This is a genomic window from Pantoea sp. UBA7232 (assembly GCF_002473195.1).
Classification (GTDB): domain Bacteria; phylum Pseudomonadota; class Gammaproteobacteria; order Enterobacterales; family Enterobacteriaceae; genus Pantoea; species Pantoea eucrina.
In genome coordinates, this window is sequence record NZ_DKTK01000007.1 from 149,857 (window position 1) to 173,961 (window position 24,105).

Sequence of the window (24,105 nt, forward strand, 5' to 3'; positions counted from 1 at the left end):
CGCCATGAAACGCACTTTTCAACCGTCCGTACTGAAGCGCAACCGTTCACACGGCTTCCGTGCTCGTATGGCAACCAAAAATGGTCGTCAGGTTCTGGCACGTCGTCGTGCTAAAGGCCGTTCTCGTCTGACCGTTTCTAAGTAATAAAAGCTAACCCTCGTGGTTCAGCTCGCATTTCCCAGGGAGTTACGTTTGTTAACTCCCGCTCATTTCACTTTCGTCTTCCAGCAACCTCTTCGGGCTGGCACGCCGCAAATCACCATCCTCGGCCGCCGCAATTCGCTGGGGCATCCCCGCATCGGTCTTACCGTCGCTAAAAAGCATGTAAAGCGCGCGCATGAACGTAACCGGATCAAGCGATTGACCCGGGAAAGTTTTCGTCTGCGTCAGCATGAACTGCCTGCGATGGATTTTGTTATTGTTGCGAAAAAGGGGATTGCTGACCTCGATAACCGGGCACTGATGGAAGCGTTGGAGAAACTATGGCGTCGTCACTGTCGCCTGGCTCGCGGCTCCTGATCGCACTGATACGCGTTTATCAACGCGCTATCAGCCCTCTGCTGGGACCTCATTGTCGGTTCCATCCCACCTGTTCGCAGTACGGGATTGAGGCCCTGCGCCGTTTCGGCGTGATAAAAGGCAGTTGGTTGACGATTAAACGCGTATTAAAATGCCACCCGCTAAACCCGGGTGGCGACGATCCTGTGCCGCCAAAAACCTTTGATACCAGAGAACATTAACGATGGATTCGCAACGCAATCTCTTTCTCATCGCTTTTCTGTTCGTGTCTTTTATGATCTGGCAAGCCTGGCAGACGGACCACGCTCCGCAGCCACAGCAGACCCAGACCACGCAGAACACAAGCAGCGCAGCGGGTGATGCCGCCACTTCCGGCGTGCCGGCCAGCGGTCAGGGCAAAACGATCACCGTTAAAACTGACGTCCTGTCACTCAATATCAACACGCGCGGTGGTGATATTGAACAGGCTCAGCTGCTGACCTACCCGGATAAACTCGGCTCCGACGCGCCATTCCAGCTGCTGGAAACCACGCCGGCATTTGTTTATCAGGCGCAGAGCGGCCTGACCGGTCGTAACGGCCCGGACAACCCGAACAATGGCGCGCGTCCACTCTATACTGCCGCACAGGATAGCTTCAATATGGCCGATGGCCAGACTGAGCTGCGTGTGCCGCTGAGCTGGACTGGCGAAAACGGTGTGGTTTATACCAAAACATTCATCTTCAAGCGTGGCGAGTTCGCGGTTAACGTTGACTACAACATCAATAACACCTCACAGCAGCCGCTGGAAGTGGCGATGTTTGGCCAGCTGAAGCAGACCATCGACCTGCCTAAGCATCGCGACACGGGCAGCAACAACTTTGCGCTGCACACCTTCCGCGGTGCCGCCTACTCCACCAGCGATGCGAAATATGAAAAATATAAGTTCGACACCATCGCTGATAACGAGAATCTGAGCACCACCACCAGCAACGGCTGGGTTGCGATGCTGCAGCAATATTTCGCCACGGCGTGGGTGCCACGTACGCAGGGCAATAACACCCTGTATACCAGCAACCTCGGCAACGGCGTAGCGGCGATCGGCTATAAGTCAGCGCCGGTTACCGTTGGTGCAGGTGCACAGCAGACGCTGGGCGCAACGCTGTGGGTCGGCCCGGAAATTCAGGATAAGATGGCTGCGATTGCGCCGCACCTTGACCTGACCGTGGATTACGGCTGGCTGTGGTTTATCTCTCAGCCACTGTTCAAGCTGCTGAAGTTCCTGCACAGCTTTATCGGTAACTGGGGCTTCTCCATTATCGTCATCACCTTCATCGTGCGCGGCATCATGTACCCGCTGACCAAAGCGCAGTACACCTCGATGGCTAAGATGCGCATGCTGCAGCCGAAGATTCAGGCGATGCGTGAGCGTCTGGGCGATGACAAGCAGAAGCAGAGCCAGGAAATGATGGCGCTCTACAAAGCGGAGAAAGTGAATCCGCTGGGTGGCTGTCTGCCGCTGGTGATTCAGATGCCAATCTTCCTGGCGCTCTACTATATGCTCTCTGGCTCGGTAGAACTGCGTCACGCACCGTTTGTACTGTGGATCCATGACCTCTCTGCGCAGGATCCGTACTACATTCTGCCGGTGCTGATGGGTATCACCATGTTCTTCATTCAGAAGATGTCACCGACCACCGTGACCGATCCGATGCAGCAGAAGATCATGACCTACATGCCGGTGATCTTTACCGTCTTCTTCCTGTGGTTCCCGGCAGGTCTGGTGCTGTACTACATCGTCAGCAACCTGGTCACCATTCTCCAGCAGCAGCTGATTTACCGCGGCCTGGAAAAACGGGGCCTGCACAGCCGCGATAAGAAGAAAGCGTAACCTTCAGCCCGGCTGAGCAACAGGTATAATCAAGGGGCGGCATTTATGTCGCCCTGTTTTTTTTCTATTTTTCAGCCCGGCACAGCGCGGGCAAGAGGACGATCATGAGCCACAGCGATACTATCGTTGCGCAGGCAACCCCACCGGGCCGCGGCGGCGTCGGTATACTGCGTATCTCAGGCACCCGGGCAGCAGACGTTGCGCAGGCGCTGCTGGGTAAACTGCCAAAGCCGCGCTACGCCGATTATCTGCCCTTTACCGATGCAGATGGCAGCGTGCTGGATCAGGGCATTGCGCTGTGGTTTCCGGGTCCGAACTCCTTTACCGGTGAAGATGTGCTGGAGCTGCAGGGGCATGGCGGACCGGTTATCCTGGACCTGCTGCTGAAACGTATTGTCGCCCTGCCCGGCCTGCGTATTGCGCAGCCAGGTGAGTTTTCGGAGCGCGCGTTTCTGAATGACAAGCTCGATCTGGCGCAGGCTGAGGCGATTGCCGATCTGATTGATGCCAGCTCGGAACAGGCGGCGCGCTCGGCAGTGAACTCGCTGCAGGGCGTGTTTTCACAGCGCGTAAATGCGCTGGTGGAGGCGCTGACCCACCTGCGCATCTATGTTGAGGCCGCTATCGATTTCCCGGATGAGGAGATCGACTTTCTTTCCGACGGTAAGATTGAAGCGCAGCTTAATGCGGTGATCGGCGACCTGAATGGCGTACGCGCTGAAGCGCGTCAGGGCAGCCTGCTGCGTGAGGGCATGAAGGTGGTGATTGCCGGACGCCCGAATGCAGGTAAGTCGAGCCTGCTGAATGCGCTGGCGGGACGCGAAGCGGCTATCGTTACCGACATTGCCGGCACCACGCGCGATGTCCTGCGCGAACATATCCATATTGATGGAATGCCGCTGCATATCATTGATACCGCCGGACTGCGCGAAGCCAGTGATGAAGTCGAGCGCATCGGCATCGAGCGCGCCTGGCAGGAGATTGAACAGGCCGATCGGGTGCTGTTTATGGTCGATGGCACCACAACGGACGCTACCGAAGCGGCGGCTATCTGGCCCGACTTTGTGGCACGCTTACCGGCGGCGCTGCCCATTACCGTGGTGCGTAACAAAGCGGATATGACCGGTGAGATCCTGGGGCTGAGTGAGATGAACGGCCATGCGCTAATCCGCCTTTCAGCCCGGACCGGCGACGGTGTGGAAACGCTGCGCGATCATCTGAAACAGAGCATGGGCTTTGCCGGCAATATAGAAGGCGGATTCCTTGCGCGCCGTCGCCATCTGCAGGCGCTGGAGAGTGCCGCCACGCATCTGCAGCAGGGGAAAGCGCAGCTGCTGGGCGCGTGGGCGGGTGAGCTGCTCGCGGAAGAGCTGCGGCTGGCACAGCAGGCGCTCAGCGAAATTACCGGCGAGTTTACCTCTGACGATCTGCTGGGCCGTATCTTCTCCAGCTTCTGTATCGGGAAATAATACGGCGAGAAATAGCTGAAAATAGAATAAACAATTGAATATAATAATATTATTTTGAATGTTCGTGCCTGATTCTGATACCTAACGGTATCTGCATCAGGCGTCTCTCTGGATATGAGACTGGTAACCCCCTCCCCTCAATCTTTTAAATTTCCATAAGGTCTGCTTTTTGAATATTTCCAGAAGCGATTCCTGACCAGGGTGTCCATAATCTGGCTACTGTTTATAACAGTCAGCAACTAATTACCCACCATAACATGCATGAATTTTCTTACACGCTATAGCGTGTAAGCTTTGATTTACCTGCTTAAGCGTGTAAATTAAAATCATCCGATTAACAGGATGCCACGATATGAAGATTATTAATGTCAGCCAGCTCAGCGCTCACCTGCGAGATGTTCGTCTGTCAAAAAAACTGTCTCAGGGAAAAGTGGCCAGCAAGGTAGGGATTCGCCAGGACACCGTATCCAGCTTTGAACTCCAGCCAGGCACCAGCAGGCTGGAAACTTTTTTCAGGATATTGTCAGCACTGGAGCTGGAGCTGGAGGTGAAACCCAAAGGCAGCGATACCCAAAGCTCTGAAGGCTGGAAAGAGGAGTGGTAATGGCTGAACTGGATGTCTACATGAATGGCTATAAGGTGGGTGTTTTTAGCCGTGCCGGGACCGGTGCTCATGCATTTCAATATGCTGAGGCCTGGCTTAATCAGACCGGCAGCCGTCCTGTATCACTTTCCATGCCCTTGCGGCGACAGCCTTATCAGGGCAATGAGGTTTATAACTTCTTCGATAATCTATTGCCAGATAACCCGGAGATCAGAGGCTGAATCCTGGCCCGCTATAACGCAGACTCAACCCAGCCTTTCGACCTTTTGGCACGAATCGGTGCCGATACTGTTGGCGCGCTACAACTGCTACCTAAAGATGCCGCGCCGGGCGACATTCGCACCATCGACTACAAAGCATTGTCTGACCGGGATCTGGCCAAAATACTCACAGGCTATAAAGCTGGCGCGCCCCTGGGCATGATTGAAGAAATTGACGACTTTCGCATATCGCTGGCAGGCGCACAGGAGAAAACTGCCTTGCTGTTCAGCAATGATTGCTGGTGCCAGCCCAGAGGAACCTCGCCTACAACCCATATTCTCAAATTGCCTATCGGCAAGATAGAGAGCCACTCATACAGTCTCGACTTGTCAGACAGCGTCGAAAACGAATTTCTCTGCACGCAACTGGCAAAAGAGTTCGGTTTACCGGTCCCTGATTGCTTTATATTGCATATCAATGATATCAAAGCATTGGCTGTGAAACGGTTTGACCGCCGGTATGCCTCGGATGGTAGCTGGGTAATGCGGCTGCCCCAGGAAGATTTTTGTCAGGTGTTAAATATTCCTTCAGCACGGAAATATGAAAATCAGGGCGGCCCTGGCATAGACGATATAATGCAAACTCTGCTGGGTTCAGCCAACGCAGAGCAGGATCGTTATCACTTTATGAAGGCGCAAGTATTATTCTGGCTGCTGGCGGCCACCGATGGCCATGCAAAAAACTTCTCGGTCTTTATTGAACCGGAAGGGCGTTTTCGCCTGACTCCTTTTTACGACATCTTGTCTGTCTATCCAGTGTTTGGCGGCCGGGGCCTCAATCGAAGAGACGCCAGGCTCGCTATGGGCCTGACAAGCAGCAAGGGGAAAAAATACGCCATTGAGCAGATATTCCCGCGCCATTTTTTCCAAACGGCGAAAGCTGTGGGGTTTGAGCGTTCTGTTATGGAAGAGATCCTGACAGAACTGGCTAACTCTGTTGATGTTGTTATTGAGCGTGTGACCCGGCAATTGCCGGCTGGCTTTCCCGATGCCAACAGCAGCGCCATTCTGGAAGGCCTGAAAGCCCGTTCAGCCAGACTGATAGCGGGCTGGGAATAAATTTCCGATAAGCCGGGATGCCTGTAGCTCAGCTGAACCCCTGATGCACGGGAAATAAGCGCGTACTGCTCTTTGCCAGTCGATCATACATCTTTGTTATTTGGCTCCCTTTCTCCTTTACAGTATAACGATAGAGGCTGCGTTAAGCGCAGCCTCTATTATTCATGCTAAAAATCGGGCCTGCATCGTAGCCTGAACAGGAGAAAAACATGAGTACACCGCTCGACAGCGCGGCGCTTGATGCGCTGTTTACTGACGCCCGCACCCACAGCCACTGGCAGGATAAGCCGGTTTCACAGGCGCTGCTGCAGGAGCTTTATACCCTGACGGCTCTGGGCCCGACCTCCGCTAACTGTTCACCAGGCCGCTTTGTATTTGTGACCTCAGCGGAAGGCAAAGCCAGGCTGAAACCTGCCCTCTCCTCAGGCAACGTGGACAAAACCATGTCGGCGCCGGTAACGGTGATTGTCGCGTGGGATCCGGAGTTTTTTGAGCAGCTGCCAAAACTGTTTCCGTTTGGTGACGCGCGCAACTGGTTTACCAGCAGCCCGGAGCTGACAAAAGAGACCGCGTTTCGTAACAGCAGCCTGCAGGCAGGCTACATGATCCTCGCCGCGCGTTCGCTCGGTCTGGATGCCGGTCCGATGTCCGGCTTTGATCCCGCCAAAGTAAATGCCGCTTTCTTCAGCGAAAGCAAATGGCAGGTGAACATGCTGATCAATCTTGGCTACGGCGAGGCAGATAAACTGCATCCGCGCCTGACGCGACTCGGTTTTGATGAAGCCACCACCTTTGCCTGAAAGCTGGCAGCCCGTTTGCGCTCTGCCGGTCAGTCCGGCAGAGTCTCTTTCCCGCCTCGTCCCGCGCTGATTTTCAGTCTTATCTGAATTTATCGCTCTGCCGGGAAAGCCGGATGCAAACATCTAAGAAAATTCTTACAATGCCGCTGATGATTATTCGCCCATTTTCACGGAGCGACAGATGGCTGGTCATTTTGTGCGCTGGACAGGCACCACACCCCTGCCGGTAACGGTTTCACGCATCACTCCGGATGTGCTGGATAGCGCTGCCCGTCTGCCCGACCGGCGGCGCGCGCGTTTTCTTGCTGCCCGCGAGCTGCTGGCGCAGCTGATGCTGCGTATCTACGGAATCGATCGGCTGCCACCGCTGAGCGTCAGCAGCAGCGGACGCCCCTGCTTTGCCGATCCGAACCTGCCTGATTTCAGCATCTCCTATACAGGCAATATTACCGGCGTACTGCTGGCGGAAGAAGGCGGGCGTGCCGGACTGGATATGGAGATTGTCCGCGCGCACAGCCGGCAGACGCAGGAAGCGCTGATGCAGGAACTCTCTTCCGGTGAAAAGGCGTGGATCAATGCACAGCAGGATTTTATGGAAGCGGCCACGCAAATCTGGACGCTACGTCAGAGCGTGCTTAAGCTGACCGGTGAAGCAGATCGGGGCCTCTCTTCGCTGCGTCTGCATCCGGCATCAGGCCGGTTGCGCTCCACGCTATTTCCCGATATTCAGGCGGTCTGTGATGCAGAGCCGACGCTGGTCTGGTCATGCGCCCTTTCACCCGGAACCGGACATCTGCGACTGTGGGAGATTGACGGGCAGCAGCAGTGGGTTGCGCTGCGGGATATTGAAATGAATAAGCCGAACATGGATTCACATACGCTGCGCCTGACCAGTCTGCCCGGCGAACGCATAGCCGGGCAGCAGGAGATGCGGCAGCACTGAATCGGGTGGCCGCACAGGCCACCTGAAGCGTCAGTGCGCGTCAATAAACGCGATTTTCAGTGCAAACAGCAGCGCAACTATCACCACGCAGGGGCTGATTTCACGCCAGCGTCCGGTGCCCAGCTTCATCACGCAGTAGGCGATAAAGCCCAGCGCGATCCCTTCCGTAATCGAGAAACTAAACGGCATCATCGCCGCGGTGACAAAGGCCGGTACCGCTTCGGTGAGATCGTCCCAGCGTACGCGCGACAGCGATGCCGTCATCAGTACACCGACATAGATCAGTGCGCCCGCCGCCGCATAGCCCGGCACCATCGCCGCCAGCGGCGACAGAAATATTGCCAGCAGGAACAGCAGCCCGGTGATGACCGCCATCAGCCCGGTACGGCCGCCAATGGCAACGCCGGACGAACTCTCAATATAGGCTGTCACCGATGACGTACCCGCCAGCGCACCCGTGACGGAGCTGATGCTGTCCACATACAGCGCCTGCTTCATACGGGGAAAGGTGCCCTTTTCATCGGTCAGACCCGCTTTATCCGTAACGCCAATCAGCGTACCGGACGAGTCAAACAGATTGACCAGCATAAAGGAGAAGATCACGCCTGCCATACCGATATTGAACGCGCCTTTAATATCCACCGCACCCACTACCGCCGAGATTGACGGCGGCGGCGCAAAGAAACCGGTGAACCTGACGTCACCCAGCGCAAGGCCTATGCTGGTTGTGACCACAATAGAGACCAGCACCGCCGCGTGAATATTACGCGATGCCAGAATAGCGATAATGAAAAAGCCCAGCGCGCCCAGCAGCACGCTGTGCGACGTCAGATTACCGACCGCCACCAGCGTCTCCGCGTTTGGCACAATAATGCCGGCATTTTTCAGCCCCATCATCGCGATGAACAGGCCGATACCGGCGGTGATCCCGGTGCGCAGGCAGAGCGGAATATTGGCTATCATCCAGTAGCGCACGCGCAGCAGCGTCAGGATCAGCAGCCCCAGCGCACCCCAGAAAATGGCGCCCATGCCTATCTGCCAGGAGTAGCCCATTGCACCCACCACCACAAATGCGAAAAAGGCGTTCAGGCCCATCGCGGGTGCCAGCGCAACCGGCAGGTTCGCTATCAGCCCCATCAGGATGCTGCCAAAGGCGGCAATCAGACAGGTAGTGACAAACACCGCCTGGGTATCCATACCGGCAGCGCCGAGGATCTGCGGGTTAACAAAGACGATATAAACCATCGTCAGAAAAGTGGTGAACCCGGCAATCACTTCGGTGCGTACCGTGGTCCCGTGTTCCTGCAGTTTAAACGTGCGCTGCAGCAGGCCCTGAGTCTTCATTTCGCTGTTCCGCTGAAAAATTTATCGCCGCGTATCCTATAGGCTTTATTGCGGTAAAACACGGAATTTTCGCAACCGGTTGCCTGCTGCTGCCTGTGGCAATCCAGGCTAGAGTAAAAGCTGAAGAGTTATCAGAAGGATAGTGGGCGATGACAGTGGGGTGTGTGTTCTTTGATTGTGACGGCACGCTGGTCGACAGCGAAATGCTCTGCACGCAGGGCTATGTGAATACGTTTGCGCGCTACGGCATCACGCTGTCGCTGCAGCAGATGTTTGAGCGGTACAAAGGCGTGAAGCTTTACGACATTATTCGCGACATCAGCGAAGAGTATCATCAGGCGCTGCCGGTAGCAGAGGTGGAGCACGCCTATCGTATTGAAGTCGCGCGCCTGTTTGAGCAGGAGCTGCAGCCGATCGGCGGTGCACCGGAGCTGGTGGCGCGGATCCGCGTTCCGGTATGCGTGGTTTCTAACGGACCGGTAAAGAAAATGCAGCATTCACTGGGTCTTACCGGCATGCTGCCGTGGTTTACCGAGCGCCTGTACAGCGGCTATGACATTCAGGCATGGAAACCCGATCCGCAGCTGATGTTCCACGCCGCAGAGCAGATGCAAGTGCCGATTGAACGCTGCATTCTGGTGGATGATTCCGAAGCGGGCGTTCGCGCCGGCATTGCTGCAGGTATTCCGGTGTTTTACTACTGCGCCGATGCGCATAATCCCGCAATTGATCATCCGCTGGTGACGCGGTTTGATGATATGGCGCAGCTGCCTGCGCTGTGGCAGGCGCGCGGCTGGGCGCTGTTATCAACCAGCGAGGTTCTGTAGGGGGCGCCCCTGATATGCGGCGGCATTGCCTGACATCAGGGCGGCATTAATGCCGCCCCTGCGGTGCCCCTGCAATGTTCTGCAGGGGGCGCATTTATGCGCCCCTGACATGCGGCGGCATTGCCTGATATCAGGGCGGCATTAATGCCGCCCCTACGGCGCCCCTGACATGCGGCGGACGGCATCGCCTGACACCAGGGCGGCATGAATGCCGCCCCTGCGGCGCCCCTGGAGAAGTTCTGTAGGGGGCGCATTTATGCGCCCCTGACATGCGGCGGACGGTATCGCCTGATGAACCGGGGGCATCGCCTGATATCAGGGCGGCATTAATGCCGCCCCTACGGATGCCCCTGCAACGTTCTGTAGGGCGCGCATTTATGCGCCCCGGGCATGACGATTGCGTCTGATGCTGCCCCTGGCATGCGCGCAGGCTATCAGCCTATCGCGCCCAGCGAATCCTCATTGCTTTGCTTCTTAGGCAGCAGAAACAGCGTGGCGAAAATATCCAGCAGATAAATCAGCGCCAGCAGCGTAATAGCGGCGGTGAAGGAAATTTGCGTAGCCAGCGCGCCAATCACCAGCGGACCAAAACCGCCGACGCCGCGCCCGAGGTTAAATAGCACATTTTGCGCGGTAGCACGCGCCTGCGGCGGGAACGTATCGGAGATCAGCGCGCCATAGCCGCCAATCATGCCGTTAACAAACATGCCCATGATGGCGCCGGTAAACAGCATTACCGTCGGATCGCGCAGCTGCGCATAGACCACCACCATCACCACGGCACCGAACTGGTACAACAGAAAAATTTTCCAGCGTGCGAAGCGATCGGCCAGCACGCCAAACAGCCAGATACCCAGGGTCATGCCCACCACCGTCACCGCGGTCCACAGCCCCGATTTTGTCAGGCTGAAACCAAAGCTGGAGGAGAGATAGCTCGGCATCCAGATCATCAGACCGTAATAGCCAAAGTTCTGTACCGAACAGAGGATAAAAATACCCAGGCTCGCTTTACGGGTGGCGCGGTCAGCAAACAATAGCCTTATGCGGGCGGTAAATGAGAGTGCCGGTACGCTTTTTACCTGCCGTGTGAAACTCTCCGGCTCACCCATACTGCGCCGCAGCACGAATGAGAGCAGTGCCGGCAGCATACCCACCAGAAACATGCCGCGCCAGCCAATCACGCTGAGCAGCGGCGGCGTAATAAAGGCGGCCAGCAGCACACCGAGCTGCCAGCCGATGCCGACCCAGGCCGATGCCCGGTTGCGCTTCTCCTGCGGCCAGGCTTCGGCGATCAGCGCCATACCGATACCAAACTCGCCGCCCAGCCCCACCCCGGCCAGAGTCCGGTACGCCAGCAGATCCCAGTAGCCCTGCGCCACCGCGCACAGGCCGGTAAACAGTGAAAACATCAGTATCGTTACGGTCAGGATACGGATCCGGCCAAAGCGATCGCTGAGATGACCAAACAGAATACCGCCGATCACTGCGCCAATCAGCGTCCAGGTCACCAGCGATCCCGCCTGTGACGGGTCAAGCATCAGTGACACGCTGATGGCCGGCAGCATAAAACCGAGGATCAGCAGATCAAATCCATCCATCGCGTAGCCGCTGATTGCGGCCAGCATCGCTTTAGCCGGCGTTACGGCAGGTTTAGCAGAGCGGGAAAGGGACATAAAAGAGCACCTGGCGAAAAAAAGTGCGCCAAGTATAAAGAGCGGGCGGCGGAGTGACCAATCAGAAATGGTAATGGCTGCCGCACAGGCAGCCGGAGGAGAGGGTCAGGTAGGGCGATTGCTGCCGTCGTCGCCGGAGAGCAGTTCATCCAGCCGGTCGCCGCCAACGTGACGAAAATCCTGCCCCTTAACAAAATAGAAGATAATTTCGCAGATGTTCTGACAGCGATCGCCGATACGCTCGATCGCGCGCGCGCAGAACAGGGCGGTCAGCACGCTGGGGATCGTGCGCGGATCTTCCATCATATAGGTCATCAGCTGGCGCACGATGCCTTCATACTCTTTATCCACTTTTTTATCTTCACGGTAGATGGTGATGGCAGCGCTGAGATCCATGCGCGCAAACGCATCCAGTACGTCATGCAGCATCTGCACCGTATGATGGCCCAGCGACTCCAGGCTGACCAAGAGCGGCAGATGCTGCTGGCCAAACTTCTCCAGCGCGGTGCGGCTGATTTTTTCCGCCACGTCACCAATACGCTCCAGCTCAGAGATCGCTTTGATGATGGCCATTACCAGCCGCAGGTCGCTGGCGGTAGGCTGACGCTTGGCGATAATACGCACGCACGCCTCATCAATCTCTACCTCCATCATATTGACCTTCTGGTCGCCTTCAATCACCCGGCGTGCCAGTTCCGCATCCTGATTATGCATGGCGGTAATCGCGTCGGTGAGCTGCTGCTCCACCATGCCGCCCATGATCATCACCTGCGTACGAATATGCTCCAGCTCGGCATTAAACTGACCGGAGATATGTTTATTAAGATTTAAATTATCCATGAGTCTCTCCTGAATCAGCCGTAACGACCGGTGATGTAATCTTCAGTCTGCTTCTGCGCGGGTTTGGTAAACAGCGTGTCGGTGTCGCTGAACTCAATCAGCTCGCCAAGATACATAAACGCCGTATGATCGGAGCAGCGGGCAGCCTGCTGCATATTGTGCGTCACAATCACCACGGTGTAATCCTGCTTGAGCTCGGTGATCAGCTCCTCAATGCGGCCGGTGGAGATCGGGTCCAGCGCCGAGCAGGGCTCATCCAGCAGCAGCACTTCCGGCCGGATAGCGATACCGCGCGCGATGCAGAGACGCTGCTGCTGCCCGCCGGAAAGACTGTAACCGCTCTGATGAAGCTTGTCTTTGGTTTCGTTCCACAGCGCGGCTTTGGTCAGCGCCCACTGCACGCGCTCATCCATATCCGCGCGCGACAGCTTCTCAAACAGGCGCACGCCGAAGGCGATGTTGTCGTAAATTGACATCGGAAACGGCGTTGGCTTCTGAAATACCATGCCGACGCGCGCGCGCAGCAGGGCGATATCCTGGTGCGACGCGAGAATATTGTCGCCATCCAGTAGGATCTCACCTTCTGCGCGCTGCTCCGGGTAGAGCGAATACATTTTATTAAACGTGCGCAGCAGCGTGGATTTACCGCAGCCCGACGGACCGATAAACGCGGTGACCTGATTGCGGGCAATATCCAGGTTGATATCTTTCAGCGCGTGGAACTTACCATAATGAAAGTTCAGATTACGCACCTGGATTTTACCGGCAGAAGGGGTTGCCATACTCATTGCTCATCTCTCTTATGCAGCGCCGCCAGAGCCGCGCCGGAAAATTAGTGTTTGCCTTTGGCGAAGATCATGCGGGCAACAATGTTCAGCAGCAGCACGCACAGCGTAATGATCAGCACGCCTGCCCACGCCAGGCTTTGCCATTCGGCAAACGGGCTCATGGCGAACTTGAAGATAGTGACCGGCAGGTTGGCCACCGGCTGCATCATGTCAGTGCTCCAGAACTGGTTGGAGAGCGCGGTAAACAGCAGCGGAGCGGTTTCACCTGCGATACGCGCAATCGCCAGCAGTACGCCGGTAATGATGCCGGAAACAGACGCTTTCAGCGTGATGGCTGAGATCATCTTCCACTTCGGTGTGCCCAGCGCGTATGCCGCTTCGCGCATACTGTCCGGCACCAGCCGCAGCATATTCTCGGTGGTACGGATCACAATCGGGATCTGCAGCAGCGCCAGCGCCGCAACGCCTGCCCAGCCGGAGAAGTGCTGCATCTGTGATACCACAATGGTGTAGACAAACAGTCCGACCACGATAGAGGGCGCGGAGAGCAGAATGTCGTTGATAAAGCGGATCACCTCTGCCAGCCAGTTCTTACGGCCATACTCCGCCAGCCAGATCCCGGCCATAATGCCCAGCGGCGTACCGAAAAAGGTGGACCAGAAAATCAGCAGGCCGCTGCCCGCCAGCGCATTTGCCAGCCCGCCGCCGGCGGTGTTGGGCGGCGGCGTTGATTCGGTAAACAGCGACCAGCTCAGCCCGTCGATGCCTTTAGTCACCGTGGTGAACAGGATCCAGATCAGCCAGAAGAGGCCAAACGCCATGGTCAGCAGAGACAGCGTCAGGGCGATTTTATTTTTTGTACTGCGCCACGCCTGCATTTTGCGGCGCGAGGCTTCCAGCTCAGTACGGCTCTGCATTTCAATTGCGGTCATGAACGGGCCCCTTCACTTTTTGCCAGCCGCAGGATCATCAGCTTCGAGATCGCCAGGACGATAAAGGTGATCACAAACAGGATCAGACCCAGCTCCATCAGCGCAGCGACATGCACGCCCGATTCCGCTTCAGCAAACTCGTTAGCCAGCGCTGAGGTGATACTGTTGCCAGGCATAAACAGCGAAGCGCTGTCGAGCTGGTAGGTGTTACCGATAATAAAGGTCACCGCCATGGTCTCTCCCAGCGCCCGCCCCAGTCCCAGCATCACGCCACCGATGACGCCGTTTTTGGTAAACGGCAGCACGATACGCCAGATCACTTCCCAGGTTGTGCAGCCGATGCCATACGCGGACTCTTTCATCATCACCGGCGTCTGTTCAAAGACGTCGCGCATTACCGAGGCGATATAAGGAATGATCATAATCGCCAGGATGACGCCTGCGGCCAGGATACCGATACCAAACGCCGGGCCGGAGAACAGCGTGCCGACGATGGGAATGTTAGCGAGGACGTTGCCAACCGGCGTCTGAAAATATTCGGCAAACAGCGGCGCGAAGATAAACAGGCCCCACATGCCATAAACAATGCTCGGGATGGCCGCCAGCAGTTCAATGGCGGTGCCCAGCGGACGACGCAGCCAGCCGGGTGCCAGCTCGGTCAGAAACAGTGCGATCCCGAAGCTTACCGGTACCGCGATGATTAATGCGATCAGTGAGGTCACCAGCGTGCCGTAAATCGGCACCAGTGCGCCAAACTCTTCGTTTGGTGCATCCCAGGTTTTGGTCCAGAGAAAGGCGAAGCCAAACTTCTGAATGCTGGGCCAGGAGGAGACGATCAGGGAGACAATAATGCCACCCAGCAGCAGCAGGACAATCAGCGCAGAGAGTTTAACCAGCGCGCCAAAAATCATGTCGCCTTGCTTACCCGGTGCTTTGAATGCCGGCTTGGTAGCAGCCATAAAATTCTCGGTTCTCAGAGGATATGCAGGGCGACCAGGCGGCCGCCCCCGGGATACTCAGCCACTAGCCGAGCCTGACAATGGCTTACTGCCAGAGCGCTTTGCCGCTGCTGTCTTTGATATTCGCTTTCCATGCCGCACGGATCTGCGTCACTACGCTCTCCGGCAGCGCCGCGTAATCCAGCGCCGTGGCGGTTTTGCTGCCGCCTTTATAGGCCCAGTCAAAGAACTTCAGCACTTCTGCGCCCTTCTCCGCATTAGCCTGATCTTTGTAAATCAGGATAAAGGTGGTGGAGGCGATCGGCCACGCGTCGTCACCTTTCTGGAACGTCAGGTCCTGAGCAAACGAGCTGCTCCAGTCAGCGCCTTTGGCGGCGTTGGCAAAGCTGCTTTCACTCGGGGCCACCGGCTTGCCATCCGCATCCAGCAGTTTGGTGTAGGTCAGGTTGTTCTGTTTCGCGTAGGCGTATTCGACATAGCCAATTGAACCCGGCAGACGCTGCACGAAAGCGGCCACGCCATCGTTGCCTTTACCGCCAAGGCCTGTTGGCCAGTTAACGGTGTTGCCTTTGCCTATTTTGCTTGCCCAGTCCGTGTTCACTTTGGTCAGATAGCTGGTAAACACAAAGGAGGTACCGGAGCCGTCAGCGCGGCGCACGACGTTGATATTGGTGTCAGGCAGTTTCAGGTTCGGGTTCAGCTTAGCGATCGCCGGATCGTTCCATTTTTTGATGGTGCCGAGGTAGATGTCACCTACGGTTTTGCCATCGAGCGTCAGCTCGCCCGACTTCACACCCGGAATGTTAACGGCCAGCACCACGCCACCGATAACGGTCGGGAACTGGAACAGGCCATTTTTCTGCAGATCTTCCTCTTTCATCGGCGCATCAGAAGCACCGAAATCCACGGTTTTTGCGATGATCTGCTTTACGCCACCCGAAGAGCCGATCCCCTGATAGTTGATTTTGCTACCGGTGGCCTGCTGATACTCTGCTGCCCACTTGGCATAAACCGGGGCCGGGAAGGTCCCGCCAGCGCCGGTCAGATCGGTGGCGGCAAACGCAGAAACTGCGCTGACGGCGAAAGTGGCGGCGAGGATTCGGGCTACGGTGCTACGCATCAGTGTCATGTTCCCTCCGGGGGAGTATAAATCAGGCTTAACGCCGTTTTAGTTGGAGTCAGTGATTGCTGCTGGAGGGAAAATAGGACAGTTTGATGACAGCGAAATGTACGAAATGTGACAGTTTTATGACGAGGATAAAAACCGGGCGGGCCCGTTGCAGGCCCGCCCGGCTTAGCGATTACTCAACGGTAACCGATTTTGCCAGGTTACGCGGCTGGTCCACGTCGGTGCCTTTGATCAGCGCCACATGATAAGAGAGCATCTGCAGCGGCACGGTGTAGAAGATAGGGGCAATCACTTCCTCAACATGCGGCAGTGAAATGATTTTCATCCCTTCACTGTCGCTGAAACCCGCATCGCCATCGGCGAAGACATAGAGCAGGCCGCCGCGCGCGCGCACCTCTTCAATATTGGATTTCAGCTTTTCCAGCAGCTCATTGTTAGGTGCGACCACGATCACCGGCATATCGGCATCAATCAGCGCCAGCGGGCCGTGCTTCAGCTCACCGGCCGCGTAGGCTTCGGCATGAATATAGGAGATCTCTTTGAGCTTAAGCGCGCCTTCCATGGCGATCGGGTATTGATCGCCGCGGCCAAGAAACAGCGCATGATGCTTGTCAGAGAAATCTTCTGCCAGGCTCTCGATGATCTTATCCTGCGCCAGCATCTGCTCAATACGGCTTGGCAGCGCCTGCAGCGCGTGCACAATCTCATGCTCCGTTTCCGGCTTCATGCCGTGCAGACGACCCAGTTTTGCCACCAGCATCAGCAGTACCGTCAGCTGCGTGGTAAAGGCTTTGGTGGAAGCCACGCCAATTTCCGTGCCCGCTTTGGTCATCAGCGCCAGATCGGATTCGCGCACCAGTGAAGAGCCGGCGACGTTACAGATAGCCAGTGAGCCAAGATAACCCAGCTCTTTGGAGAGGCGCAGCGCCGCCAGCGTATCGGCGGTTTCACCCGACTGCGACAGGGTGATCAGCAGGCTGTTTTTGCGAACTGCGGATTTGCGGTAGCGGAATTCAGAGGCGATCTCAACGTCACACGGGATATTCGCCAGTGATTCAAACCAGTAGCGCGATACCATACCGGAGTTGTAGGAGGTGCCGCAGGCGATGATCTGGATATGCTCTACTTTGCTCAGCAGCGACTCTGCATGCTCACCCAGTTCGCGCAGATCGACAATCCCGTCGTGGAAGCGGCCCGCCAGCGTATTTTTGATAGCGTTGGGCTGCTCGTAGATCTCTTTCTGCATATAGTGGCGATAGATACCTTTATCGCCCGCGTCATACTGCGCGTTTGATTCAATCTCCGCGCGCTGGACCTGATGGCCTTCGCGATCGATGATAGTGACTTCACGGCGGGTAACCTCGGCAATATCCCCCTCTTCCAGGTAAATAAAGCGGCGGGTAACCGGCAGCAGCGCCAGCTGATCGGATGCGATAAAGTTCTCGCCCACGCCACGGCCAATCACCAGCGGGCTGCCGGAGCGCGCGGCCACCAGCACCGACGGATCGCGGCTGTCCATGATGACCATGCCGTAAGCACCGCGCAGCTGAGGGATCACGCGCAGAATAACCTCACGCAGCGTGCCGCCCTGCTTCTGCTCCCAGTGCACCAGATGCGCCACCACTTCGGTGTCCGTCTCGGAGGCAAAATGGTAGCCACGTTCGATCATTTGCGCGCGCAGCGGCTCATGGTTTTCGATAATGCCGTTATGCACCACGATGATCTGCTCTGAGACGTGCGGATGCGCATTTGCCTCAGAAGGTTCACCGTGCGTGGCCCAGCGGGTGTGGGCAATACCGGTACCGCCAATCAGCGGCTGCTGATCTGCGGCCTCCGCCAGATTAGCCACTTTGCCAACGCGACGCAGACGCGTCACGTGCCCCTGACGATCGACCACCGCCAGACCGGCTGAGTCATAACCGCGATACTCCAGACGACGCAGACCTTCCAGCAGGATCTCTGCAATGTCACGCTGCGCTACTGCTCCAACAATTCCACACATATTCGTTTCCTGACTTCATGGCTTTCGGCCATTGCGTTGTCATCTGACCTGATTTCCGGCTGCGCCGGTTCCCCGAGCCTTGTAGAGAGTGGGGATATCGTTATGGCACTGCTAAACGGGCCGATCTTTGCCGGCCCTTAAAATTTATTTTTTCTTCACCGGGCGCTGCCAGCCCGCTTTCTGCTGCTGTTCTTTGCGGTTGTAGACCAGATCGGCGGCGGTAACATCTTTCATCACCGTAGTACCGGCAGCGATAGTGGCGCCTGCGGCAACGGTGACCGGTGCCACCAGCTGCGTATCCGATCCCACAAAGACGTTATCGCCAATGATGGTTTTAAACTTGTTAGCGCCATCATAGTTGCAGGTAATAGTGCCGGCGCCGATGTTAACGCCCGCCCCTATTTCCGCATCACCCAGATAGGAAAGATGGCCCGCTTTGGAGCCTTTGCCGAGCGTGGCCTTTTTCATTTCCACAAAGTTGCCGACGTGCGCCTGTTCAGCCAGTTCGCTGCCAGGACGCAGCCGGGCAAACGGCCCGACCGTGCAGGCGGCGGCCAGCGTAGCATCTTCGATGACAGAATAAGGGCTGATCTCACAGTCATCGCCCAGAACGCTGTTTTTGATCACGCAGCCGGCGCCAATTTTTACCCGGTTGCCCAGCGTGACATCACCTTCGATGATGACGCCGATATCAATTTCCACGTCGCGCCCGTGCGCCAGCGTACCACGCAGGTCAAAACGCGCCGGATCGCGCAGCATCACGCCCGCCAGCAGCAGTTTTTCCGCCTGCTCCTGCTGAAAAGTGCGCTCCAGCGTAGCCAGCTGCAGACGATTATTTACACCTTCCGTTTCACTGATACGCGCCGGATGAACGGTATTAATTACGCGGCCTTCCTGATGCGCCATCGCGATAATATCGGTGATATAGAACTCACCCTGTGCGTTATTGTTGTCGAGCTGTGCCAGCCAGCGCCGGAGATCGCCGCCGTTGGCTATCAGGATACCGGTATTGATCTCCTGAATAGCCAGCTGCTCAGGAGATGCATCTTTCTGCTCAATAATGCCGGTCACGGTCATATCTTCGCGCACGATGCGGCCGTAGCCGGTGGGGTTATCCAGCACCACGGTCAGCAGCCCGATGCCGCCTTCAGGTTTCGCCGCGCGCAGCTGCTGCAGCGTTGTCTGCGAGATCAGCGGCACATCGCCATACAGCATCAGAATATCTTCGTCATCGGCAAAGAAGGGCGCTGCCTGCTGCATGGCGTGCCCGGTGCCGAGCTGTTCCGCCTGCAGTACCCAGTTCAGGGCGTTGTGCGCCAGCTTCTGCTGCAGCAGTTCCCCCCCGTGACCATAGACCAGGTGAACCTGCCGGGCACCAAGCCCGGTAGCGGCATCAATAACATGCTGCACCATGGGTTTACCTGCCAGCGTGTGCAGAACTTTAGGCAGATCGGAATACATACGGGTGCCTTTGCCAGCGGCCAGGATCACCACACTCATCGCGCTTACAGACATAATTTTCCAGACTCAATTTAACTTTCGAAAGTGTAAGGTTTACCCCTGAGATTACTACATTTTTCTCATGGCGAAATTAGACAACCGGAGGAAAGCGGAAAGGGGATTCAGGGAGGGTGCATGACAACGGGTTTGCCGGGCGCCGGGCAAAAAAAATGCCAGCCCCGGAGGGCTGGCATTTCATGACGCATAAAGCCTGATTACATCGCTTTTTTGGTCAGCTCGATAACACGCAGTTTCGCGATAGCTTTCGCCAGCTCTGCAGAGGCCTGAGCATAGTCCACGTCGCCGTGGCTGCTGTTCATGTGCTCTTCTGCTTTACGTTTCGCTTCCAGCGCGCGCGCTTCGTCAAGGTCTTCACCACGAATCGCGGTGTCGGCCAGAACGGTCGTGCTGCCCGGCTGTACTTCCAGCACGCCGCCGGAGAGGTAGATATACTCCTCGTCGCCGTGCTGCTTCACGATGCGAATCATGCCAGGCTTGATGGCGGTCAGCAGCGGGGCGTGGCCCGGGTGGATACCCAGCTCGCCTTCGCTACCTGACACCTGGATACGCTGTACCAGACCGGAGAACATCTGCTGCTCCGCGCTGACCACGTCCAGATGATAAGTCATAGCCATACCATTCCTCCCGGGAAACCGTTATTACAGTTTCTTCGCTTTTTCTACGGCTTCTTCGATAGCGCCGACCATGTAGAACGCCTGCTCTGGCAGGTGGTCGAATTCGCCTTCCATGATGCCTTTGAAACCACGAATGGTATCTTTCAGCGTCACGTATTTGCCCGGAGAACCGGTGAAGACTTCAGCAACGAAGAATGGCTGAGACAGGAAGCGCTGGATCTTACGCGCACGTGCCACCAGCAGTTTATCTTCTTCAGACAGCTCGTCCATACCGAGGATGGCGATGATGTCTTTCAGCTCCTGGTAACGCTGCAGCAGTGACTGTACGCCACGTGCGACGTCATAGTGCTCCTGACCCACGATCAGTGGATCCAGCTGACGGCTGGTAGAGTCCAGCGGGTCAACGGCCGGGTAGATACCCAGAGAGGCGATCTGACGGCTCAGCGTAACCGTTGAGTCTAAGTGAGCAAAGGTGGTTGCCGGAGACGGGTCAGTCAGGTCATCCGCAGGAACGTAAACGGCCTGTACGGAGGTGATTGAACCAGTCTTGGTGGAGGTAATACGCTCCTGCAGCACCCCCATCTCTTCAGCCAGCGTTGGCTGATAACCTACCGCAGATGGCATACGACCCAGCAGTGCAGATACTTCAGTACCTGCCAGGGTATAACGGTAGATGTTGTCGATGAACAGCAGAACGTCACGACCTTCATCACGGAATTTTTCCGCCATGGTCAGACCGGTCAGTGCTACACGCAGACGGTTACCCGGCGGCTCGTTCATCTGGCCATACACCAGCGCTACTTTATCGATAACGTTGGAGTCAGTCATTTCGTGATAGAAGTCGTTACCCTCACGAGTACGCTCACCAACACCAGCAAAGACCGAATAACCTGAGTGCTCAGCCGCGATGTTACGGATCAGCTCCATCATGTTTACGGTTTTACCTACGCCCGCACCACCGAACAGACCGACTTTACCGCCCTTAGCGAACGGACACATCAGGTCGATAACCTTGATGCCGGTTTCCAGCAGTTCCTGCGAGTTTGACTGATCTTCATAGGAAGGCGCGGCGCGGTGAATAGAGGAGACCTCTACTGCGCTGCCATCTTCTTCTGTCAGGTCGCCTTTCATGTCGATAGGCTCGCCCAGCACGTTCATGATACGGCCAAGGGTCGCTTTACCAACCGGAACCTGAATAGGTTTTTTCAGATCGATTACTTCCAGACCGCGCTTCAGGCCGTCAGAAGAACCCATGGCGATAGTACGTACTACGCCACCACCCAGCTGCTGCTGAACTTCCAGCACCAGACGAGTATCACCATTCTTAACCTCGAGAGCGCTGTATACCTGTGGTACCGCGTCCTGAGGGAATTCGACGTCAACTACGGCGCCGATAATCTGGACAATCTTTCCAGCTGCCATCTTGAATCCTCTACCTAATACGAGAATATCCGGCCGCGCTCGGGCGACAGGATATATGCCTGGTTAAACCGCGGAGGCTCCCGAGACGATCTCGGTAAGTTCCTGGGTGATGCTGGCCTGACGAGCTTTGTTGTAGACCAACTGCAGCTCTTTGATCAGGTTTCCGCCGTTATCGGTTGCGGCTTTCATCGCTACCATACGCGCGGCCTGCTCACTGGCCAGGTTTTCCACCACACCCTGATAAACCTGCGATTCGACATAACGACGCAGCAGCGTATCGAGCAGCGCCTTCGGATCGGGTTCGTACAGGTAATCCCAGGTCTTCGCCTTCATCTCTTCTTCACCTTCCGCTGGCGGTAACGGCAGCAGTTGGGTAATGGTCGGAGTCTGAGACATGGTGTTGTTAAACTTGTTGCTGACGATATACAGCTTGTCGATACGGCCTTCATCGTAGGCCTGCAGCATAACTTTTACCGGGCCGATCAGATCGGACAGCGCAGGCTTATCGCCCATGCCGGTAACCTGAGCCACGACGTTACCACCGACAGAGCCGAAGAATGAAACGCCTTTAGAACCGACAATCGCCAGATCGCTCTGAACGCCTTTGTCTGCCCAGCCTTTCATTTCAGCCAGCAATTTTTTGAACAGGTTAATGTTCAAACCACCACAAAGCCCGCGGTCAGTCGAAACGACCAGGTAGCCGACGCGCTTAACGTCGCGCTCATCCAGGTAAGGGTGCTTGTATTCCAGATTACCCAGTGCAAGGTGACCAATCACTTTGCGCATGGTATCTGCATACGGACGGCTGGCCGCCATGCGTTCCTGCGTTTTACGCATTTTGGAGGCGGCGACCATTTCCATCGCTTTGGTGATCTTCTGCGTATTTTTTACGCTTCCGATCTTGGTACGTATTTCTTTTGCGCCGGCCATTAGCTTCTCCTCAAAGCCTTGCGGCCTGTCTTTTCAGACAAGCCGCCAGACATTACCAGGACTGGGTTGCTTTAAACGTTTCGAGCAGGCCTTTCAGCTTCGCTTCGATATCGTTGTTGTAGTTACCCGCCTGGTTGATTTCAGCCATCAGCTCAGCGTGTTCGCGATCGGCGTACGCCAGCAGAGCGGCTTCGAAGCTGCCGATTTTCGCCAGTTCAACGTCGTTCAGGAAGCCGCGCTCAGCAGCAAACAGCACCAGACCCTGCTGCGCAACGGACATTGGCGCATACTGTTTCTGTTTCAGCAGCTCGGTCACTTTCTGACCGTGGCTCAGCTGTTTACGCGTTGCATCATCCAGATCGGAAGCGAACTGAGAGAACGCTGCCAGTTCACGATACTGTGCCAGCGCGGTACGAATACCACCGGACAGTTTCTTGATGATCTTGGTCTGTGCAGCACCACCAACACGGGATACGGAGATACCCGGGTTAACGGCTGGACGGATACCGGAGTTGAACAGGTTCGACTCAAGGAAGATCTGACCATCAGTGATCGAGATAACGTTGGTCGGAACGAACGCAGAAACGTCACCAGCCTGGGTTTCAATGATTGGCAGCGCGGTCAGAGAACCGGTCTGGCCTTTCACAGCACCGTTGGTGAAACGCTCAACGTAGTCAGCGCTTACGCGTGATGCACGCTCCAGCAGACGAGAGTGGAGATAGAACACGTCGCCCGGGAATGCTTCACGGCCTGGTGGGCGGCGCAGCAGCAGGGAGATCTGACGGTAAGCGATAGCCTGCTTAGAGAGGTCATCGTAAACGATCAGCGCATCTTCACCGCGGTCGCGGAAGTATTCGCCCATGGCACAACCAGCGTACGGAGACAGGTACTGCAGCGCAGCAGACTCCGATGCAGAAGCCACAACCACGATGGTGTTAGCCAGCGCGCCGTGCTCTTCCAGCTTGCGAACCACGTTAGAGATGGTTGACGCTTTCTGACCAATCGCAACGTAGACACACTTGATGCCTGAATCACGCTGGTTGATGATGGCGTCGATAGCCATTGCAGTCTTACCGGTCTGACGGTCACCGATGATCAGCTCACGCTGGCCACGGCCGATTGGAATCATCGCATCGACAGATTTGTAACCAGTCTGAACAGGCTGGTCAACAGACTGACGATCGATAACGCCTGGTGCAATCATTTCAACCGGCGAGAAGCCGTCGTTGTCGATTGCGCCTTTACCGTCGATAGGTGCACCCAGGGTGTTCACCACGCGACCCAGCAGGCCACGGCCAACCGGTACTTCCAGAATACGACCGGTGCACTTAACCTTCATGCCTTCGGCAAGGTCAGCGTACGGGCCCATAACGACCGCACCAACCGAGTCGCGCTCGAGGTTCAGTGCGATAGCGTAACGGTTGCCCGGCAGGGCAATCATTTCACCCTGCATAACATCGGCCAGGCCATGTACGCGGATGATACCGTCACTTACAGAAACAATAGTACCTTCGTTGTGAGCTTCACTCACGACATTGAACTGAGCAATGCGCTGCTTGATCAGTTCGCTGATTTCGGTGGAATTCAGTTGCATATGCT

22 protein-coding genes and 1 pseudogene are annotated in these 24,105 nt (G+C 56.3%); 10 read left to right on the forward strand and 13 right to left on the reverse strand.

The annotated features are described in order from the left end of the window. Positions 1-4: 4 nt before the first annotated feature. The 9 genes and pseudogenes from rpmH to B4056_RS07750 all read left to right on the forward strand — a co-directional run bounded on the left by rpmH (position 5) and on the right by B4056_RS07750 (position 7,525). Positions 5-145, forward strand: coding sequence for a 50S ribosomal protein L34 (rpmH, locus tag B4056_RS07710; protein ID WP_003849659.1), 141 nt, complete (start codon positions 5-7; stop codon positions 143-145). 15 nt (positions 146-160) lie between these two features. After that, positions 161-520 carry a ribonuclease P protein component gene (rnpA, locus tag B4056_RS07715; RefSeq protein WP_071668251.1) on the forward strand — a complete coding sequence of 120 codons (360 nt, stop codon included), beginning with the start codon at positions 161-163 and terminating at the stop codon, positions 518-520. Beyond that, entirely contained in the window at positions 484-741 is a 258-nt protein-coding gene (gene yidD, locus B4056_RS07720; RefSeq protein WP_071668252.1) for a membrane protein insertion efficiency factor YidD, read from the forward strand. The genes rnpA and yidD overlap by 37 nt, the downstream gene beginning before the upstream one ends. A 2-nt stretch (positions 742-743) precedes the next feature. Further along, positions 744-2,390: a membrane protein insertase YidC gene (yidC, locus tag B4056_RS07725; RefSeq protein ID WP_094111677.1), complete on the forward strand. Its 1,647-nt coding sequence runs from the start codon at positions 744-746 to the stop codon at positions 2,388-2,390. A 104-nt stretch (positions 2,391-2,494) separates the two neighbouring features. Continuing rightward, entirely contained in the window at positions 2,495-3,859 is a 1,365-nt protein-coding gene (gene mnmE / locus B4056_RS07730) for a tRNA uridine-5-carboxymethylaminomethyl(34) synthesis GTPase MnmE (RefSeq protein WP_071668253.1), read from the forward strand. 352 nt (positions 3,860-4,211) lie between these two features. After that, positions 4,212-4,463 carry a helix-turn-helix domain-containing protein gene (locus B4056_RS07735; protein WP_039381479.1) on the forward strand — a complete coding sequence of 84 codons (252 nt, stop codon included), beginning with the start codon at positions 4,212-4,214 and terminating at the stop codon, positions 4,461-4,463. Continuing rightward, positions 4,463-5,782: pseudogene (locus B4056_RS07740) on the forward strand (type II toxin-antitoxin system HipA family toxin). Before B4056_RS07735 ends, B4056_RS07740 begins: the two are co-directional and overlap by 1 nt. Before the next feature lie 209 nt (positions 5,783-5,991). After that, on the forward strand, positions 5,992-6,582 hold the full coding sequence (locus B4056_RS07745; protein WP_094111675.1) for a malonic semialdehyde reductase: 591 nt from the start codon (positions 5,992-5,994) through the stop codon (positions 6,580-6,582). Between the two features lie 181 nt (positions 6,583-6,763). Then, positions 6,764-7,525 carry a 4'-phosphopantetheinyl transferase family protein gene (locus tag B4056_RS07750; RefSeq protein ID WP_094111674.1) on the forward strand — a complete coding sequence of 254 codons (762 nt, stop codon included), beginning with the start codon at positions 6,764-6,766 and terminating at the stop codon, positions 7,523-7,525. Positions 7,526-7,555: 30 nt separating this feature from the next. Here B4056_RS07750 and B4056_RS07755 read toward each other — a convergent pair whose 3' ends face one another. Beyond that, complete coding sequence (locus B4056_RS07755) at positions 7,556-8,869, reverse strand: NCS2 family permease (protein ID WP_094111673.1); 1,314 nt, start codon at positions 8,867-8,869, stop codon at positions 7,556-7,558. Positions 8,870-9,018: 149 nt separating this feature from the next. On the opposite strand from B4056_RS07755, the gene yieH reads away from it, so the two are divergent. Continuing rightward, entirely contained in the window at positions 9,019-9,696 is a 678-nt protein-coding gene (yieH, locus tag B4056_RS07760) for a 6-phosphogluconate phosphatase (protein ID WP_288654316.1), read from the forward strand. 434 nt (positions 9,697-10,130) lie between these two features. Here yieH and B4056_RS07765 read toward each other — a convergent pair whose 3' ends face one another. The 12 genes from B4056_RS07765 to atpA all read right to left on the reverse strand — a co-directional run bounded on the left by B4056_RS07765 (position 10,131) and on the right by atpA (position 24,100). Further along, positions 10,131-11,369, reverse strand: a complete 1,239-nt coding sequence (locus B4056_RS07765) for an MFS transporter (RefSeq protein ID WP_113655869.1) — start codon at positions 11,367-11,369, stop codon at positions 10,131-10,133. 105 nt (positions 11,370-11,474) lie between these two features. Further along, positions 11,475-12,209: a phosphate signaling complex protein PhoU gene (phoU, locus tag B4056_RS07770; protein WP_071668257.1), complete on the reverse strand. Its 735-nt coding sequence runs from the start codon at positions 12,207-12,209 to the stop codon at positions 11,475-11,477. A 14-nt stretch (positions 12,210-12,223) separates the two neighbouring features. Then, a complete protein-coding gene (gene pstB, locus B4056_RS07775; RefSeq protein WP_039381453.1) occupies positions 12,224-12,997 on the reverse strand; it encodes a phosphate ABC transporter ATP-binding protein PstB in 774 nt (257 codons plus the stop codon). A 44-nt stretch (positions 12,998-13,041) separates the two neighbouring features. Then, complete coding sequence (gene pstA / locus B4056_RS07780) at positions 13,042-13,929, reverse strand: phosphate ABC transporter permease PstA (RefSeq protein ID WP_039381450.1); 888 nt, start codon at positions 13,927-13,929, stop codon at positions 13,042-13,044. Beyond that, entirely contained in the window at positions 13,926-14,888 is a 963-nt protein-coding gene (gene pstC / locus B4056_RS07785) for a phosphate ABC transporter permease PstC (RefSeq protein ID WP_039381448.1), read from the reverse strand. The genes pstA and pstC overlap by 4 nt, the downstream gene beginning before the upstream one ends. Before the next feature lie 85 nt (positions 14,889-14,973). Further along, the gene (gene pstS / locus B4056_RS07790; protein ID WP_039381445.1) at positions 14,974-16,017 is read right to left on the reverse strand and encodes a phosphate ABC transporter substrate-binding protein PstS; all 1,044 of its coding nucleotides are present in this window, start codon (positions 16,015-16,017) and stop codon (positions 14,974-14,976) included. Between the two features lie 172 nt (positions 16,018-16,189). After that, a complete protein-coding gene (gene glmS, locus B4056_RS07795) occupies positions 16,190-18,019 on the reverse strand; it encodes a glutamine--fructose-6-phosphate transaminase (isomerizing) (protein WP_039381443.1) in 1,830 nt (609 codons plus the stop codon). A gap of 144 nt (positions 18,020-18,163) precedes the next feature. Then, complete coding sequence (glmU, locus tag B4056_RS07800; protein ID WP_113655870.1) at positions 18,164-19,534, reverse strand: bifunctional UDP-N-acetylglucosamine diphosphorylase/glucosamine-1-phosphate N-acetyltransferase GlmU; 1,371 nt, start codon at positions 19,532-19,534, stop codon at positions 18,164-18,166. A 200-nt stretch (positions 19,535-19,734) separates the two neighbouring features. Then, entirely contained in the window at positions 19,735-20,154 is a 420-nt protein-coding gene (locus B4056_RS07805; RefSeq protein ID WP_039381436.1) for a F0F1 ATP synthase subunit epsilon, read from the reverse strand. 24 nt (positions 20,155-20,178) lie between these two features. After that, positions 20,179-21,576 carry a F0F1 ATP synthase subunit beta gene (gene atpD / locus B4056_RS07810; protein WP_065647895.1) on the reverse strand — a complete coding sequence of 466 codons (1,398 nt, stop codon included), beginning with the start codon at positions 21,574-21,576 and terminating at the stop codon, positions 20,179-20,181. Between the two features lie 63 nt (positions 21,577-21,639). Next, on the reverse strand, positions 21,640-22,506 hold the full coding sequence (gene atpG / locus B4056_RS07815) for a F0F1 ATP synthase subunit gamma (RefSeq protein ID WP_039381430.1): 867 nt from the start codon (positions 22,504-22,506) through the stop codon (positions 21,640-21,642). A gap of 52 nt (positions 22,507-22,558) precedes the next feature. Then, entirely contained in the window at positions 22,559-24,100 is a 1,542-nt protein-coding gene (gene atpA, locus B4056_RS07820; protein WP_039381427.1) for a F0F1 ATP synthase subunit alpha, read from the reverse strand. Positions 24,101-24,105 lie beyond the last annotated feature (5 nt).